The following is a 14,829-nucleotide window of genomic DNA, read 5'->3' as shown; positions in this document are numbered from 1 at the left end:
CAACTACTACAGACCGAAGGCGCTATTCTCGCCCTCCATGACTCAATGAGGAGCACCCATCATGGTGAGGCTACTGACGGTTCTCATGCTGACGGCGGGACTGGCGGGCTGCGTCGTGGCCCCGCCCGGCTACTACGGCTACGCGCCGGCGCCCGCGTACTACGGCTATGCGCCCGGCTACTACTACGGACCGTCGATCGATGTCGGTATCGGCTTCGGCGGCGGGCATGGCTGGCATGGCCGCTAGACCAACAAGACGAACGGGCATCGGCAACGCGCCGATGCCCGCGTTAAAGACGCGCGATCAGCTCAGCGCCCAAGGCGGCATGTCGAACGGCGCTTAGCGTCGGCGGAAGTGCCCGCTTCTGGGATCGACGAAAGATGCAAAGGCGACAAGCGCGCCGATAGCGATCGGCGACGCAATCAGGACTGCGGTCAGCATGACATGCCCCGTAACGAAACAAGTGGTCTAAACGTCTACGGCTTTTAGGTATGGTGGGCGAATCATCGGACAAGAGCGCCATCAGGCCAATAGGGACCGCACACTACGTGAATTCCCTGTCGGAGCTTCCTTACCGCGTCTCGCCGTGCGCGTCGTTTTCGGACCTTCGGTCAATTGACCTTTTGCGCCCTTGCCTGCTGCTCCGAAAAAGCCAGCAGATCGCCCAGCGACTTGTGAAGATCTCGCAGGCTTTGCAACGGCAACGCGAATGCGAGCCAGCCGAAACGCGTGTGGCGCAGCTGTAGCAGCGCGCCGCCCACGAACATCTCCGGCGCGACCCACCACCGCGGATCGAGCTGGGCCTGAACCTGTTCGCCCGCAACGGGGTCGCGCGTCCGCACGGGCGGCTGCAATTGCTCGCGCAATACCCCCAGGCCTTCGATGAGCCGTTCGACGTGCTCAGCGGCAAGCGGCAAGGTGGCATCGGCGCGCTGGCAGTTCATCGAGATGCGCCCGTTTTCGTCGATCAGAGAAACCGTCACTAAGGTGGTCATGCTGCGCTTCGTGCTGCCTGTGCTGCCGCGTGTGGATGAAAAACGTGATCGCCGTCGCGCGAGCGAAGCGCCGATCCATGAGCGCGGCGCGCGCGTGCCGCCGGGCCGGCACGCCGCGAGCGTGCGCAGCTATCGTACTGGCACGCCAGGAGGAAAACGAGAGTGAAGATCTTGCCAACTCTTGCGGTTGTGCGGAGTTGTAAGGCTAGCGCGTAGGGTTAGCCGTGAATCCGACTGTGTTGGCCGTGCGCGGCGTCGTGCTCATCGGCATCGACGCTCGGCGCGTCATTGCGCTGACGTGGCGGCACCGCGCACAACGTAGTCAGCGCGATGCTGAGCGCCATCAGCGCAAGGAGCGCGAGGAAGTAGGTCATCCAGGAGAACTCGAGCAACACGAGCGACTCCCTTCCCTCATGCAACGGACCGACGAGGCGCGGTGACGTCAGTGATGAATGAAACTGCGGACGGGGTGCCGCCAGTCCATACGACGCTGCTCCGTATCGTGAACACGCCGCCTGTGCTCCTGCCAAAGCTCGTCCGAGAACAGGAACGCAACGATTAACAACGGCACGATGAGAAACGCGCCCAGTACCAGATGCTCGATCACGATAAGCCTCCTGATCGCCGAGGAGCCGTAATTTTCATTCTAGACGGCTGTCGGCGAATTGCAGCGTGGGCAAACGCGCATTGCAGGCCATCGCGTCGGCGCCGCAAGGCTTGAGGCGGTGCTGTCAAACGGCGGGCAACCCGCACGGACGCTGGCGAAGCGGGCCTTCGCGACGGCCGCGCCAAACGCGCCGCGTGAGCTCGCTCCCCTTGATTGAATGTGATGAACGCGCGGGGCTCGCTATGTGGCCGACGTCTATCGCGGCGACGGATGAGGCCACGGGCGCCATCCGCACGCTGGCCGGCGACATCTCGGCATCCCGTCTTCGTCTTCAGGCAGCCGACTTCTTCCACACGGCAGCCAGCAGCCCCGCTCCAATCAGCAGCGTACCGCCGGTGCGGTTCACGGCCCGCTGAACCTGCGCGCTACGGATCGCACTGCGCGCCGCCGACGCCAGCATGGCGTACGCAAAGGCGTTGGCCGTGGCCAGCGCCACGAACGTTGCTTCGAGGATGACGATCTGCGGCCACGTTGGCGCGTGAGCATCGAGAAACTGCGGCACGAACGCGACGAAGAAGATGATGCTCTTCGGGTTCAACGCGGTGACGGCGTAGGCGTGCGCGAAGATGTGGCCGGTGCGCGTTTCGGCGGCGGCCGGCATGTCGTCTTCCGTGGGCGTACCGTTCTGGGCCGCGGCTGCGGACGTAGTGGGCGCACGCCACAGCTTGACGCCCAGATACACCAGGTAGGCCGCGCCCACCCACTTGAGCGCGGTAAAGAGCGTGGCGGATGCGGCAAGCACGACGCCCAGTCCCAGCATGGACGCCGTCATCGACGTGAGGTCGCCGAGCGCGACGCCGGCCGTGGTGGCAAGCGCATAGCGCCGGCCATGGCCGAGCGCGTACGAAATCACAAGCAAAACGGTGGGACCTGGAATGGCCACGAGAATGGCGGAAGCGACGGCAAACGGAAGCCAGTGAGCAAGGGTCATGGAGATCTCCGGGGAAGACGTTCGATTTATCCATGAAGTCGCAGCGCGCGCAAGTGCGCCGGACGGCTAGCAAGACGAAATACGGAATGCGCGGGTTAACCCGCGTGATTGGTACTCCAAGGCGTATTCGTTTGCCGCATGTTTCCCGTATCGGGATGATAAAGCCGATGATATGGCATCCTTTTTATTCTGCATTCGATGCGTTACGAGGCGCCTATCGCGGAAATTTCACGTCGCATTGATGTGACTTTAGGTGCGGCGCGTCATTTTCTGCCAGCATTTAGTAAATCACTTAACTGTATTTTCCAGTTAACGATTTGGGCCACGCGCAGCCTTATAAAATAAGCCCTTGCCAGCCAGTCCCGCGCCAGACGCAACACGCCCGTTTCCCTTTTCCCACCGCGCTCCACGGCTGCGTCGATATGTCGCACGCGATGCGACATATCGACGCTGTTGCGAACGCACACAAGATGTGCTTGCAGTCTTTTTCGCTTCTTCTAGATTGGAAGCTGCGGGAATTCCTTTGAAGTTAAATACATAGCTAACCTGAGCAAATTACCCGCAGGAGGCGAATATGAAGATGCTAGCCGGTTTGATTGTCGCAGCAGCGGGAGTCGTTGCCGTTTCGGCCGTTCAGGCACAGGACACGGTAATCAGGCCGCAACAAACCATTCAGTTCAAGCCAGGCGCCTACGGCTGTCTTTCGCGAGACAAGCTGGACGCGGTCAACGACCATGCGCGCGCCGGCGAACAACAGAAGATGCAGGAGTTCTTCTCCGGCTTCGAATGCCTGTCCACTCCGGAAAACCAGCAATTCCGCGTGGTGCAGGTTGTCGGCCATGAAGTGGAATTCGTGAACGCAGGCAATACCGATCAGCAAGGCCTCTGGACAAACGACGGGTTCATCAAGCAATAACGCTGCGGTCGTTCGCCATACGAGCGTGAGACGGCGCCGCCGAGCGCCGTGGAAGGCGCGCATGCACGGCGAACAGTGACGAACGGTCTGGCCATCGCGCCAGGCCGTTTGTTTTTGTCCTTTCTCTGCCGGGTGGCCTGCCCGCTACGCCGCGCGGCACGCCGCCACCGCCTGATCCCATCACACCGAAGCGACATAGCGGCGCGACCGCAGGGTGTCCGGTATCATCACGCGCCGACGTTCAGTCCGAATGACCGAATGTCGTCTTCATAAATGGCGACGGCGCTGCGGTCGCCTTCACTGTTTGACCGGGAACAGCGCGTGCTCTTCCCGCGACATGAAACGCACGCTGTCGCGCCGGTCAATCGTGCTCGAAAGGCTCGAAATAAGACGGCCCGTTTTTTCGGGTCCGGGATACTCCATGGCGCTCAAATCGACGATATACAAGGCCGAACTCCAGATCGCGGATATGGACCGCCATTACTACGCCGATCATGCCCTCACGATCGCGCGGCATCCGTCGGAAACGGACGAGCGAATGATGGTGCGCATCGCAGCATTCGCACTCTTCGCCCAGGAGCGGCTCGAATTCTGCAAAGGCCTGTCGGATACCGACGAGCCCGACCTCTGGCAAAAGGACCTTACGGGCGCCATCGAGCGCTGGATCGAAGTCGGGCAGCCGGACGAGCGGCGCATCGCCAAGGCGTGTGGCCGCGCAGAGGACGTCGTCGTGATCGCGTACGGCGGCCGTACCTCGGACATCTGGTGGCAGGGCGTCCAGACGCGACTCGACCGGCTTCGTAACGTCACGGTGTGGTCGTTGGGCGAAGGGGTTGCGGCGTCGCTTGGCGCACTCGCGGAGCGCACCATGCGCCTCCAGTGCACCGTGCAAGACGGCGCCGCCTGGCTTGGCAGCGCGACGACCGAACCGGTCGCGATCGACTGGACAGTACTGAAAGCGCCGGCGAATGCGGCATAACAGGGCATAGCGCGCGAGGGCGGATGCGCGGCCCAAACCTAGAGCGAAGTGGTCAGCGCGTGGTCGGGCGGACCTTTGAGCTCGACCATGTTGCCTTCGGGATCAAACAGATAGAGCGACGGGCCGTAACCGTCCGCGCCGTAACGCACGCCGTGAGCGCCCACGTCGGCACCATGCGCCTTCAGATGGGCGACCAGCGCCTCGGCATCGAACTGCTCGATGCGCAGACATAGATGGTCCATATTGCGACCGGCGCCGGGCGTGCCGCTTTCGGGCCGGTCGATTTGGCCGCCCACCTGCAGCAGATCGATCAGCGAACGCCCCGCGCGCAACTGCACGAGCCCCAGATCGCGCTGCTCCTTCTCGACGAAACAGCCCAGCACGTCGCAGTAAAAGCGCGCCAACGCGTCCAGAGCGGCGGCGCGGATCACGACATGGTCGATTTCGCGGATATGAATCTTCATCGGAAAGCCTCCCGGCACATTCGCGGCGGATACGGGCAGTGTAGGGGACAGGAGAAGCAGTGGTGCAGGCTGCGCGATTGCGGACGCGGCGCGACGCAAAGGCGCGGGCCAGCACAGACCCACGCCACAATGGAGGTGCCCCAAGCCGACGGCACCCCAAGCGGGTACGATGAGACGCTAACGGGAAGAAAAGAATCGGCCGCTGGAACCCGGGCAAACCGCCCGCCGGCCTGTTTCCGAAACGTATGGACGAAAAAAAGCCCACTCAGTGAGCGGGCTTAATCCATATCAGGAGGAGACATGGAGGAGACAGAGACCAGTATACACAACGGGTTGGTGCGACGCAATGTTTTTTTAAGGGAAAACCCGTAACGAGGTCGATTTGTCGCACTTTTCCCACTGCGACCGCCGAACGGCCCGACGGCGCGGGGCCGGCAATGACACCGCAAGAACCGGAGCGTACCGCCCACGCGCCGCCGCTACATTGGAAGCGTCCAAACACATTGCAGGGGCTCTGAGATGAAAACAGCCTGGGCAACCGATACCGAGCGCTGGGACGCCGTGACCCGGCGCAACGCCGAAGCCGACGGCGCCTTCTTCTACGGCGTGCGGACAACCGGCGTCTTCTGCCGTCCGTCATGCGCCTCGCGCCTGCCGCGCCGGGGAAACGTCCAGTTTTTCGCCTCCGCCGACGCCGCGCGCGCCGCCGGCTATCGCGAGTGCAAACGCTGTCAGCCGGGCGGGCTGCCGCGCGAGCTGGAGGTCGTCAATCGTGCGTGTGCCGTGCTGGACGCCGCTGCGCACGAGCGCCTCACGCTCGCGCAGTTGAGCGATGCCGTGCACCTGAGCCCATTCCACCTCCAGCGGCTGTTCAAGCGGGTAGTGGGCGTGTCGCCGCGGCAATATCAGGCCGCTCGTCGCGCCGCCGCGTTGCGCGATGCGCTCCAGCGCGGCACCGGCGTGACGCGGGCAAGCGTCGATGCCGGCTTCGGCTCGCCGTCGCGTCTGTACGACAGCGCCGGCGTGGAGCTCGGCATGGCGCCCTCCGTGTACCGGCGCAAGGGCGCCGGGCTAGTCGTGCGCTACGCGAGCGCGCCGACAGCACTCGGTTACGTGCTCGTCGCCGCCACGGACAAAGGCATCTGCCGGATCGCGTTCGGCGACGAGCCGGCCGCGCTCGCCGACGAGCTCCGAGCCGAGTTCTCAAACGCGAAACTCACCGAAGACCCTGCGCGCCTCGCGCCTTTCATCGCCCGGGTCGAGGCGTACCTGCGTGGCGAGCAGGAGCGTGTCGAGCTGCCGCTCGACATCGCCGCCACCGCGTTTCAGCAACGCGTCTGGGACGCGCTCCAGCGCATTCCGTACGGCGAAACGCGCAGCTACTCGCAGATCGCCGAGGTCGTGGGCGCGCCGCGCGCCGTGCGTGCCGTGGCGAGCGCGTGCGCGTCGAATCCGGTGGCGCTGGCCATTCCGTGTCATCGCGTGGTGCAGAAGGGCGGCGCGCTCGCCGGGTACCGGTGGGGATTGCAGCGCAAAGCGGCATTGCTCGCCGCCGAGGCCTCGCGCGGCATCGCGCAACCGGCCGCGACATCGGCCAGGGGAAACGGCGAAACCACCGGCAAGTCGACGACATCGGCAAGCGGCAATCCCGCCGCCGAGCCGATTTCCTGGGACCACGCCGCTTGAGCGCCGCCGCCCCGCCCTTCACGTCGGCGGTGTCCGTTGAAACGGACACCGCCACGCTGGAACTGCCGTTCAAAGCACCTTATGACTGGCCGCGCCTGTTGCGATTTTTCGCGGGGCGCGCGACGCTGGGCGTCGAAGCAGTGGAAGACGGCGCCTACCGCCGCGCCATCGAATGGCACGGCGCGGAGGGCACGCTCACCGTGCGCCGGCACCCGCGCAAACGCTGCGTCGTCGCGACAATCGAAGGCGCGGCGAGCCGCCATGCCGACGCGCTCGCCGCCCCCATCGCGCGCATGTTCGACCTGCATGCGAACCCGGCGCAGATCCACACGCACCTTGGCGCGGACGCCTGGCTCGCGCCGCTCGTCGAGGCCGCGCCGGGGCTGCGCGTGCCGGGCGCGTGGTCGGGCTTCGAGCTCGTGGTGCGCGCTATCGTCGGTCAGCAGGTGAGTGTGAAGGCCGCGACGACCATCATCGGGCGCCTCGTGCAGCGCGCGGGCTGCCGCATCCATGGTCATCCGCACGAAAGCACGGCGTGGCGCTTTCCGACGCCCGCCGCGCTCGCCGCCGCGGACCTCGACAAGATCGGCATGCCGGGCAAGCGCGTCGCCGCGTTGCAAGGCTTTGCGCGAGCGGTGGCATCGGGCGACGTGCCCATCGACGACGCTGCTGTCGCCACCCACGATGCCGCGGCATTGCGCGCGTCGCTGCTCGCGTTGCCCGGCATCGGACCGTGGACCGTCGAGTACGTCGCCATGCGGGCCTGGCGCGATCCCGACGCATGGCCCGCTACGGACCTCGTGCTGATGCAGTCGATTACCGCACGCGACCCGTCGCTCGCCAGGCCCACGCAGCAACGCGCGCGCACCGACGCGTGGCGGCCGTGGCGCGCGTACGCGGCCCTTCATCTATGGAACGAGGTGGCCGACCGGGCGGGCACGGCACGCGGCGGTTGAAGACGAGAGCAAGGGTGTGCAAGCGCGGCAGTTACAGATAAGGCGACGCCGGCATCCGGCGCGCGAAACGCACACGGCATATAAAAACAAGGCAAAAAGCCGCAGCAGAGGTAAGGGCAAAAAGAGAAGCGGAACCGCTCCGGCACGGCCGCGAGAGCACGCGACACGCGGCGCCCACCGCGCCCGAAGGCACGCCAAGCAGCGCGCGTGACGAGATGTTAAAGTGCCCGCTACCGAAAAATTTACCGCCTGCCGCGGCCGCGCCATCACTACGCGAATCGCGCACGGGCGGCTCCTGCCTGACCCGACTCAATGCCAGACACGACCTCCATCCGCACGAACGACGTTCTCTCGCAGCGCCTCTCCGTGCTGAGTGCCGGGCCGCAGCGCAACGCGCTCACGCGCGGCTTGCGCGGCATCGAAAAAGAGAGCCTGCGCGTCACGCACGACGGCCGGCTCGCCATGACACCGCATCCGGCGGTGCTCGGCTCGGCGCTCACGCATCCGTCGCTCACCACGGACTACTCGGAAGCACTGCTGGAGCTCATCACGCCCGCCGAGCACGACGCGGCCGACACCCTCGCGCGCCTCGACGAACTGCATCGCTTCGTGTACGGCTCGATTGACGACGAGATCCTCTGGAACAGCTCGATGCCGGGCCTTTTGCCCGACACCGACGACGGCATTCCCATCGCGCGTTACGGCAGCTCGAACATCGGCAGGCTCAAGTACGTATATCGCGTGGGACTCGCACTGCGCTACGGACGCACGATGCAATGCATCGCCGGCATCCACTACAACTATTCGCTGAACGAAGAAGTGTGGCGCCTGCTGCACGCGCACCATCAATCCACGGCAACGGCCGTCGATTACCAGTCGGAGCGCTACTTCGCGCTCATCCGCAACTTCCGCCGCACGAGCTGGCTGCTCATGTATCTGTTCGGCGCGTCGCCGGCACTGGATGCGCGCTTCCTGCGCGGCCGTCCGCACACGCTGGAAACGTTCGACGCCGACACGCTCTATCGCCCCTACGCGACGAGCCTGCGCATGAGCGACCTCGGCTATTCGAACACCACGGGTCAGTCCGCGCTGCATGCCGATTACGACACGCTGCAGGGCTATCTCGATGCGCTCGCCCAAGCGGTGAGCCAGCCGTATCCGCCCTACGAGGCGATCGGCACGCATCGCGACGGCGAATGGATTCAGATCAACACGAACGTGCTGCAGATCGAAAACGAGTTCTACTCGACCATCCGCCCGAAGCGCGTCACGTATCCCGGCGAGCGTCCGCTCCATGCGCTCGCCTCGCGCGGCGTGCAGTACGTCGAAGTGCGCTGCATGGACATCGATCCGTTCGAGCCGGTGGGCATTGCGCTTCCCACGGCGCGTTTTCTGGACGCGTACCTGCTGGCGTGCGTGCTCGACGACAGCGCCGCGCTGCCGCCCGAGGCCTACGCCGAAGCGAACCGCAACTTCGGGCGCGTGACGATAGAAGGGCGCAAGCCGGGACTCGAACTCACGCGCGACGGCAAGACGGTCTCCATGCGGGATTGGGCGGCCGAATTGCTCGAGAAGATCGACGTCGCCGCGGCGACGCTCGACGCAGCCGCCGGCAGCGACGAGCACGCGCGCGCCGTCGCCATGCAGCGCGCGAAACTCGCCGACGCATCGCTCACGCCGTCGGCGCGCGTTTTGCAGACCATGCGCGAACGGCAGCAGAGCTTCCTGCAGTTCGGCCTCGCGCAAAGCGAAGAGCACGCGGCGTTTTTCCGCGCAAGGCCGCTCGATGCCGCGACGACCGCGCAATTCGAGGCACTGGCCGCGCAGTCCATCGAAGAGCAGGCGAAGATGGAACGCGAGGAAGCGGGCTCGTTCGATGCTTTCGTCGCCGCGTATCGCGCGTACACGCTGAACCGCTTCAGCGTCTAGCCCGCTGCCGCGCAGGGCATCTGTCCTCTGCAGCACGGCATCGCGTGGCGCGGTGCCGACGCGCCGCTTCGCATGAAACACACGCGCCTTCGCGCAGTCCAACTTTCAAGAACTCGAGCGCCGCTCAGCCGACCCGGGTTGGCTTGGACGAGCCTCGGCCGGCAACAGACGCGAGCCCGCATCATCGCGGCTCGCCGTTCCGCTCAGGGAGGGTATGAACGCAATGAAACGAATCTTTCCGGCCTTGCTGTGCGTTGCCGCCGCAGCATGCACCACGCGTGGCGAAGTCAAACCTGAAGTCATGCAGATCGCGACCACGCCGCTCACGTGCACGAGCAAGTCGCAATGCGATGCCTGGTGGCAGCGGGCCCAGACCTGGGTAAAAGACCATTCGAAGTACGACCTGCAAACCGTCAACGACTCGCTGATCCAGACCGCCGGTCCCGACGGCGGCCGTCGCGCACTCGCATTCGAGATCACGAAAACGCCGAACCCCGATGGCAGCATGACCATCGGCTTCGCCGCGCATTGCGACAGTTCGCTCGGCTGCAAGCCCGACCCATGGAACGCAGGCGCCGACTTCAAGGCCTATGTGCGCGGCAACCAGACGACGCCCGCTGCGCCACACACGCCCGCCGCAACTCAGAAGCAGGGCGCGCTGCCGGATCAACCGGCTGCATCGCCGGGCACGTCGTCGGACAGTCCGCCTGTCTCGCAATAGAGGCGGGCAACGTTGGGCATGAGCGAGCGCGTCGTTCAAGGCTTCATTCAACGCCTCGCTCGACGCCCCCTCAGTGCCCCATGGACGCGGCCGCGCCCTTCTTCGGCCGCGTAATCCACACCAGCCCCGCCAGCACAAGAAAGCCGACGCACGAGATCCTGAAGAAGTCGTTGGTCGCCATCATGTAGCCCTGCTGCGTGATGATTTGATCGATCTGCGCATTCGCGCTCTGGCCCGCAACGCCCAGACTCGCGAGCGCGTTGCTGAACGAACTCGTGGTTTGCGAATAGACGCTCACCGATTCGGTCAACACCGCGTGGTGACGAATCGCGTCGTTTTCCCAGAAGGTATTGCTCACCGCCGTGCCGATGGCGCCCGAAAGCGTGCGCAGAAAATTCGATAGCCCCGACGCACTCGCGAGCCGTTCATCGGGCACGCTTGACAGCGTGATCGTTGTCATGGGCACGAAGAAGCACGCCACGCCGATGCCCTGCACGAGCCGCGGCAGGATCACCTTGTCGAACGGCACGTCGAGCGTGAAGCTCGCGTTCCAGTACGAGACGAACGCGAACACCAGAAACGCGAAGCTTGCCACCATGCGCAGGTCCAGCCGCTCCATGTTGCGTCCGATCATGGGCGAGAGCACGAGTGCGAGCAGCCCGACCGGCGCAGTGGCGAGCCCCGCGAGGCCGGACGTGTAGCCCATCACCGTCTGAAGCCACAGTGGGAAGATCACCACCGAGCCGAAAAACGCCATGTAGCCGAACGAGATGATCAACGCGCCGAGCGCGAAATTGCGGTCTTTGAAAAGCGAAAGGTCGACCACCGGCTCCTTTTCGGTCATTTCCCACACGAGCATGAACGCAATTGCGACCACCGCGATGATGGCGAGCGCCACGATGAATTTCGAGTTGAACCAGTCGCGGTCCTTGCCGAGGTCCAGCATCATCTGCAGGCACGACACGCCGATCACGAGCAGCGCGAGGCCCACGGCGTCGATGCGCTGCTTCGTCGTCTTCGTCTCGCGTCCGCGCAGGAGGAAGAACGCGCAGGTCGCGGAGAAAATGCCGATGGGCAGGTTGATGTAGAAGATCCACGGCCACGTGTAGTTGTCCGTGATCCAGCCGCCCATCACGGGGCCGAAGATGGGCGCGACGATCACCGTCATCGCCCATAACCCGAGCGCGAGCCCACGTTTCTCGGGCGGATACGAGCGCATCAGGATGGTCTGCGAGAGCGGCACCATCGGGCCCGAAACGAGACCCTGCACGAGCCGGAACGCGATCAGCGTCTCGAAGTTGGAGGCAAACCCGCACGCTGCCGAAGCGAGCGTGAAGAGCAGCACGGAGAGCGTGAAGAGCCTCACTTCGCCCACGCGGCGCGCCAGCCAACCGGTAAGCGGCACGGCGATGGCCGACGCCACCGAGTACGACGAAATCACCCACGTGCCTTCGCTGTTCGCCACGCCGAGGTTGCCCGAGATGGTGGGCACCGCGACGTTCGCAATCGAGGTGTCGAGCACCTCCATGAAAGTGCCGAGGGCAAGCCCGACAGTGAGCAGGGCGAGGGCGCCGCCGGAGAACGGCGCGGGTTCCGCGGGCGCGGGCAGGGCGGATGAAGCGGTTGCGTTCATGGTCCAGTCTCTCGTTGGCCCGGCAGAATCCTGTCATGTCATGGATTCGGGCCGGGAGAGCGGCGCTACATCCATGCAACAACACTTTCTGCCCAGACAGATAAATCCCGGCAATACGGCGCGCTGAGGTACGGTCACGCGCCGTTGTTAGGTCAACAATGCGAATCTTTCCCGGCGGCCACAGGGCAGCCGCCCGTTTCCACGTCCGGCGCGTTGGCGATGAACCGCCCGAGCAGGCTCTCCAGTTGCGTCACTTCTTCTTCCGAAAAGCCGCGCAACTGCTCGTTAAGCACTCGCGCGATGATGGCCGGCAACTGCCGGGCCGCATCCTCGCCCGGTGCAGTGAGCGTCAGCTCCACCACGCGCCGGTCGGTGCTGCTCCGGCTACGCACGATAAGGCCCTTCTTCTCCAGCCTGTCCAGCATGCGCGTCATCGACCCGCTGTCGTACGAAAGCTCGCGCGACAGGTCGTACGGCGTATTCGCGCGGCGCCACAACAGCAGCAGCATCACGCCAATCTGCGAGGCGGTCAGGCCCAGTGGCTCGAGTGCGCGGTCCATCCGCTGTCCGAGGACATTGCGAGCCTTGGACAGGTAGTAACCGAGACTGGACTCCAGCCTGATGTCAGCCGGGTCGTAAGGGCCATTGCTCATCGACAAAGTTCCGCAGTGAACAACACGTCACCTGATTTGGCGCAGAGTATGTTGCAAATTAATTGCATAGTCAATATTATTGAAGGCAATCAATTACGCGCACTCCGACCGGCCCGCGCGTGCAAGGATGTTCGCCATGCCGTACCTGAAAAACGCCCTCGGCGGCCTTGGCCGCTCTCTCACCGACATCGCGCTGGAGTCGCTCCAGAAGCCGGTGCGCTGGTGGAAGATCGCGTTGTACGCGGCGATGTTCGTGCTGCCCGGCGGCTCGCTGGCGGTGCTCTTCTTTGCCTGGTCAGAGCGGCGGCGCCAGAAGCGCGATACGCGCACCGCCGAGCCTTGCGCAGCCTGCGCCGGCAAAGCGCCCGCCTGCCGCGCGGCCACGCCCGTGGCACGGCGATCGGCAGGCCGTAACGACGAGTAATCGTCGGGCCCGCGCCGGTAACACACCCTTCACCTGTCGCGCATTACCCTTGCGGTTTCGCGCCGGTTCGCGCGCTGCGCTACCATTTGCCCGATCCACTGCACTGCGGACGGAACGTCCGGTCCCGCCGCACACGGGCGCCGCGGTACGCCAGTGCCGCATTCGGCAAGCCCGGCCGGCGCCGCATGCGCGCCGCCCGCATCGACAGGAATTCATTGCATGCCGTTTCATCGAATCACGCGCTCGCCCGCTGCGGTGCCAGGTTCCCTGCCGGCCAGCCGGCCAGGCCGACCGCACCTCGCGACGCTCGCGCTCATGGCCACCGCCGTGGCGCTCCTCGCAGGCTGCGCCGTGGGCCCCGACTACCACCGCCCGGCCACGGCCATTCCCGCGACCTACAAGGAAACGCCCGAAGGCTGGAAAGTGGCGCAACCCGCCGACCAGCACGATCGCGGCGACTGGTGGTCCATCTACAACGACGCGCAGTTGAACGCGCTCGAAGACAAGCTCAATCGCAACAACCAGTCGATCGCGCAGTACGCCGCCGCGTACCGCCAGGCGCGGGCGCTCGTCGGCGAGGCGCGCGCGTCGTATTTCCCCACCATTACCGCTTCGGGCAGCGCCAGCCGTTCGCGCACGCCGCTCAGTTCGAGCAGTTCGTCCAGTGTGTCCAGCGGCCGCTCGGGCGTCATCAGCAACAGCTACAGCGCGTCGCTGGACGCCAGTTGGGAACCCGACCTTTGGGGCAAGATTAGCCGCACCGTGGGGGCGCAGGAAGCCAGCCAGCAAGGCGCCGCCGCCGACCTGGCCAACGCGCGCCTCTCCGCCCAGGCCACGCTCGCGCAGACCTACTTCTCGCTGCGCTCGCTCGACGCCCAGCAGAAGCTGCTCGACGACACCGTCGCCGCCTACGCGCGTTCGCTACAACTCACGCAGAACCAGTACGCCCAGGGCGTGGCGGGCCGCGCCGACGTGATCCAGGCGCAAACGCAACTGCAATCGGCCCAGGCATCGGCCATCGACAACGGCGTGACGCGCGCCCAGGACGAGCACGCCATCGCCGTGCTGGTGGGCGAGCCGGCCTCCACGTTTTCCATTCCGCCCGCGCCGCTCGACGCCGTGCCGCCGCAGGTGCCGGTGCAAATGCCGTCGGCGCTGCTCGAACGTCGCCCCGACATCGCATCCGCCGAGCGCAAGGCTGCCGCCGCGAACGAAGAAATCGGCGTGGCAATTGCAGCGTATTTCCCCTCGCTCACGCTTTCGGCAAGCGGCGGCTTCGAAAGCTCGGTGTTCTCGAAGCTGCTTTCCATGCCGTCGCGTTTCTGGACGCTCGGGCCGTCGCTGGCCGGCACGATCTTCGACGCGGGCCTGCGGCGCGCGCAGACGGACGCCGCGCGCGCCGCCTACGACCAGCAGGCCGCCGCATACCGCCTGGCCGTGCTGACCGCGTTCCAGGACGTGGAAGACAACCTGGCATCGCAGCGCATCCTCGCGCAGGAAATCGTTGTGCAGCAGCAGGCGGTGGAGTCCGCCAAGCACGCGCTCGACATCATCACGAACGAGTACAAGGCCGGCACCGTCGCGTATCTGAACGTGCTCACGGCACAGACCACGGCGTTCACGGCCGAGCAGAAGCTCGCGAGCCTGGCGGGACAGCGGATGGTGTCGTCGGTGGGACTCGTGAAGGCGTTGGGCGGCGGCTGGGACGTCGCGCAGATGGATCGCGAAACGGGCGACGTGATGGCGCCCGCGGCCACGCCGGCTTCGACGCCGGCCGCAGCCGCGCCGCAATCGCAGAGCGCGGCGCCCGCCGGTGCCGCTTCTGATCAAACGCCGGGTCAAGCGCCAGGCCAGGCGCCGGCGAGTTAAAGAAC

17 protein-coding genes are annotated in these 14,829 nt (G+C 65.3%); 10 read left to right on the top strand and 7 right to left on the bottom strand.

What is annotated here, in order from left to right; genetic code table 11:
* Window positions 1-61: 61 nt before the first annotated feature.
* Window positions 62-247, top strand: a complete 186-nt coding sequence (locus U0042_RS19465; protein ID WP_114813953.1) for a hypothetical protein — start codon at window positions 62-64, stop codon at window positions 245-247.
* 365 nt (window positions 248-612) lie between these two features.
* Here U0042_RS19465 and U0042_RS19460 read toward each other — a convergent pair whose 3' ends face one another.
* Window positions 613-996 carry a hypothetical protein gene (locus tag U0042_RS19460; protein ID WP_114813952.1) on the bottom strand — a complete coding sequence of 128 codons (384 nt, stop codon included), beginning with the start codon at window positions 994-996 and terminating at the stop codon, window positions 613-615.
* Between U0042_RS19460 and U0042_RS19455 the strand changes: the two genes are divergently transcribed.
* Window positions 995-1,162 (top strand): hypothetical protein, encoded by a 168-nt coding sequence (locus U0042_RS19455; protein ID WP_157977880.1) that lies wholly within the window; start codon window positions 995-997, stop codon window positions 1,160-1,162. The genes U0042_RS19460 and U0042_RS19455 overlap by 2 nt on opposite strands.
* A gap of 52 nt (window positions 1,163-1,214) precedes the next feature.
* Here U0042_RS19455 and U0042_RS19450 read toward each other — a convergent pair whose 3' ends face one another.
* The 3 genes from U0042_RS19450 to U0042_RS19440 all read right to left on the bottom strand — a co-directional run bounded on the left by U0042_RS19450 (window position 1,215) and on the right by U0042_RS19440 (window position 2,594).
* Window positions 1,215-1,391, bottom strand: coding sequence for a hypothetical protein (locus U0042_RS19450; RefSeq protein ID WP_157977879.1), 177 nt, complete (start codon window positions 1,389-1,391; stop codon window positions 1,215-1,217).
* Window positions 1,392-1,438: 47 nt separating this feature from the next.
* Window positions 1,439-1,603: a hypothetical protein gene (locus U0042_RS19445; protein ID WP_198665385.1), complete on the bottom strand. Its 165-nt coding sequence runs from the start codon at window positions 1,601-1,603 to the stop codon at window positions 1,439-1,441.
* Between the two features lie 331 nt (window positions 1,604-1,934).
* Window positions 1,935-2,594, bottom strand: a complete 660-nt coding sequence (locus tag U0042_RS19440) for a LysE family translocator (protein ID WP_114813951.1) — start codon at window positions 2,592-2,594, stop codon at window positions 1,935-1,937.
* Window positions 2,595-3,168: 574 nt separating this feature from the next.
* Between U0042_RS19440 and sap1 the strand changes: the two genes are divergently transcribed.
* Window positions 3,169-3,510, top strand: coding sequence for a surface attachment protein Sap1 (gene sap1 / locus U0042_RS19435; protein WP_114813950.1), 342 nt, complete (start codon window positions 3,169-3,171; stop codon window positions 3,508-3,510).
* Window positions 3,511-3,931: 421 nt separating this feature from the next.
* A complete protein-coding gene (locus tag U0042_RS19430; protein ID WP_114813949.1) occupies window positions 3,932-4,489 on the top strand; it encodes a YaeQ family protein in 558 nt (185 codons plus the stop codon).
* Window positions 4,490-4,527: 38 nt separating this feature from the next.
* Here U0042_RS19430 and U0042_RS19425 read toward each other — a convergent pair whose 3' ends face one another.
* Window positions 4,528-4,953 carry a VOC family protein gene (locus U0042_RS19425; protein WP_114813948.1) on the bottom strand — a complete coding sequence of 142 codons (426 nt, stop codon included), beginning with the start codon at window positions 4,951-4,953 and terminating at the stop codon, window positions 4,528-4,530.
* Window positions 4,954-5,472: 519 nt separating this feature from the next.
* Between U0042_RS19425 and ada the strand changes: the two genes are divergently transcribed.
* The 4 genes from ada to U0042_RS19405 all read left to right on the top strand — a co-directional run bounded on the left by ada (window position 5,473) and on the right by U0042_RS19405 (window position 10,245).
* On the top strand, window positions 5,473-6,639 hold the full coding sequence (gene ada, locus U0042_RS19420) for a bifunctional DNA-binding transcriptional regulator/O6-methylguanine-DNA methyltransferase Ada (RefSeq protein ID WP_114813947.1): 1,167 nt from the start codon (window positions 5,473-5,475) through the stop codon (window positions 6,637-6,639).
* The gene (locus U0042_RS19415; protein ID WP_232833506.1) at window positions 6,636-7,595 is read left to right on the top strand and encodes a DNA-3-methyladenine glycosylase family protein; all 960 of its coding nucleotides are present in this window, start codon (window positions 6,636-6,638) and stop codon (window positions 7,593-7,595) included. The genes ada and U0042_RS19415 overlap by 4 nt, the downstream gene beginning before the upstream one ends.
* A 312-nt stretch (window positions 7,596-7,907) precedes the next feature.
* Window positions 7,908-9,524, top strand: a complete 1,617-nt coding sequence (gene gshA, locus U0042_RS19410; RefSeq protein WP_114813946.1) for a glutamate--cysteine ligase — start codon at window positions 7,908-7,910, stop codon at window positions 9,522-9,524.
* 223 nt (window positions 9,525-9,747) lie between these two features.
* Window positions 9,748-10,245: a hypothetical protein gene (locus tag U0042_RS19405; RefSeq protein WP_232833505.1), complete on the top strand. Its 498-nt coding sequence runs from the start codon at window positions 9,748-9,750 to the stop codon at window positions 10,243-10,245.
* A 70-nt stretch (window positions 10,246-10,315) separates the two neighbouring features.
* Here the strand turns inward: U0042_RS19405 and U0042_RS19400 are convergent, their stop codons facing one another.
* Window positions 10,316-11,878 (bottom strand): DHA2 family efflux MFS transporter permease subunit, encoded by a 1,563-nt coding sequence (locus tag U0042_RS19400; protein ID WP_114813944.1) that lies wholly within the window; start codon window positions 11,876-11,878, stop codon window positions 10,316-10,318.
* Between the two features lie 152 nt (window positions 11,879-12,030).
* Complete coding sequence (locus U0042_RS19395) at window positions 12,031-12,531, bottom strand: MarR family winged helix-turn-helix transcriptional regulator (protein WP_114813943.1); 501 nt, start codon at window positions 12,529-12,531, stop codon at window positions 12,031-12,033.
* Between the two features lie 127 nt (window positions 12,532-12,658).
* Between U0042_RS19395 and U0042_RS19390 the strand changes: the two genes are divergently transcribed.
* Together U0042_RS19390 and U0042_RS19385 are read left to right on the top strand one after the other, a co-directional pair.
* The gene (locus U0042_RS19390) at window positions 12,659-12,955 is read left to right on the top strand and encodes a multidrug ABC transporter ATPase (RefSeq protein WP_232833504.1); all 297 of its coding nucleotides are present in this window, start codon (window positions 12,659-12,661) and stop codon (window positions 12,953-12,955) included.
* Between the two features lie 315 nt (window positions 12,956-13,270).
* Window positions 13,271-14,824 carry an efflux transporter outer membrane subunit gene (locus tag U0042_RS19385; RefSeq protein ID WP_114813976.1) on the top strand — a complete coding sequence of 518 codons (1,554 nt, stop codon included), beginning with the start codon at window positions 13,271-13,273 and terminating at the stop codon, window positions 14,822-14,824.
* The last annotated feature ends 5 nt before the right edge of the window (window positions 14,825-14,829 follow it).

The organism is Paraburkholderia kururiensis, from assembly GCF_034424375.1.
Taxonomy (GTDB): Bacteria; Pseudomonadota; Gammaproteobacteria; order Burkholderiales; family Burkholderiaceae; genus Paraburkholderia; species Paraburkholderia kururiensis_A.
Note: the sequence above shows the minus strand (reverse complement) of the source record. Positions and strands in the feature narration are given on the sequence as shown.

Coding starts and splice junctions, on each gene's coding strand:
- U0042_RS19455 (WP_157977880.1), top strand. CDS start 995: ATGCTGCGCTTCGTGCTGCCTGTGCTGCCGCGTGTGGATGAAAAACGT.
- U0042_RS19465 (WP_114813953.1), top strand. CDS start 62: ATGGTGAGGCTACTGACGGTTCTCATGCTGACGGCGGGACTGGCGGGC.
- U0042_RS19390 (WP_232833504.1), top strand. CDS start 12,659: ATGTTCGCCATGCCGTACCTGAAAAACGCCCTCGGCGGCCTTGGCCGC.
- U0042_RS19400 (WP_114813944.1), bottom strand. CDS start 11,878: ATGAACGCAACCGCTTCATCCGCCCTGCCCGCGCCCGCGGAACCCGCG.
- U0042_RS19405 (WP_232833505.1), top strand. CDS start 9,748: ATGAAACGAATCTTTCCGGCCTTGCTGTGCGTTGCCGCCGCAGCATGC.
- ada (WP_114813947.1), top strand. CDS start 5,473: ATGAAAACAGCCTGGGCAACCGATACCGAGCGCTGGGACGCCGTGACC.
- U0042_RS19430 (WP_114813949.1), top strand. CDS start 3,932: ATGGCGCTCAAATCGACGATATACAAGGCCGAACTCCAGATCGCGGAT.
- U0042_RS19395 (WP_114813943.1), bottom strand. CDS start 12,531: ATGAGCAATGGCCCTTACGACCCGGCTGACATCAGGCTGGAGTCCAGT.
- sap1 (WP_114813950.1), top strand. CDS start 3,169: ATGAAGATGCTAGCCGGTTTGATTGTCGCAGCAGCGGGAGTCGTTGCC.
- U0042_RS19425 (WP_114813948.1), bottom strand. CDS start 4,953: ATGAAGATTCATATCCGCGAAATCGACCATGTCGTGATCCGCGCCGCC.
- U0042_RS19460 (WP_114813952.1), bottom strand. CDS start 996: ATGACCACCTTAGTGACGGTTTCTCTGATCGACGAAAACGGGCGCATC.
- U0042_RS19385 (WP_114813976.1), top strand. CDS start 13,271: ATGGCCACCGCCGTGGCGCTCCTCGCAGGCTGCGCCGTGGGCCCCGAC.
- U0042_RS19440 (WP_114813951.1), bottom strand. CDS start 2,594: ATGACCCTTGCTCACTGGCTTCCGTTTGCCGTCGCTTCCGCCATTCTC.
- gshA (WP_114813946.1), top strand. CDS start 7,908: ATGCCAGACACGACCTCCATCCGCACGAACGACGTTCTCTCGCAGCGC.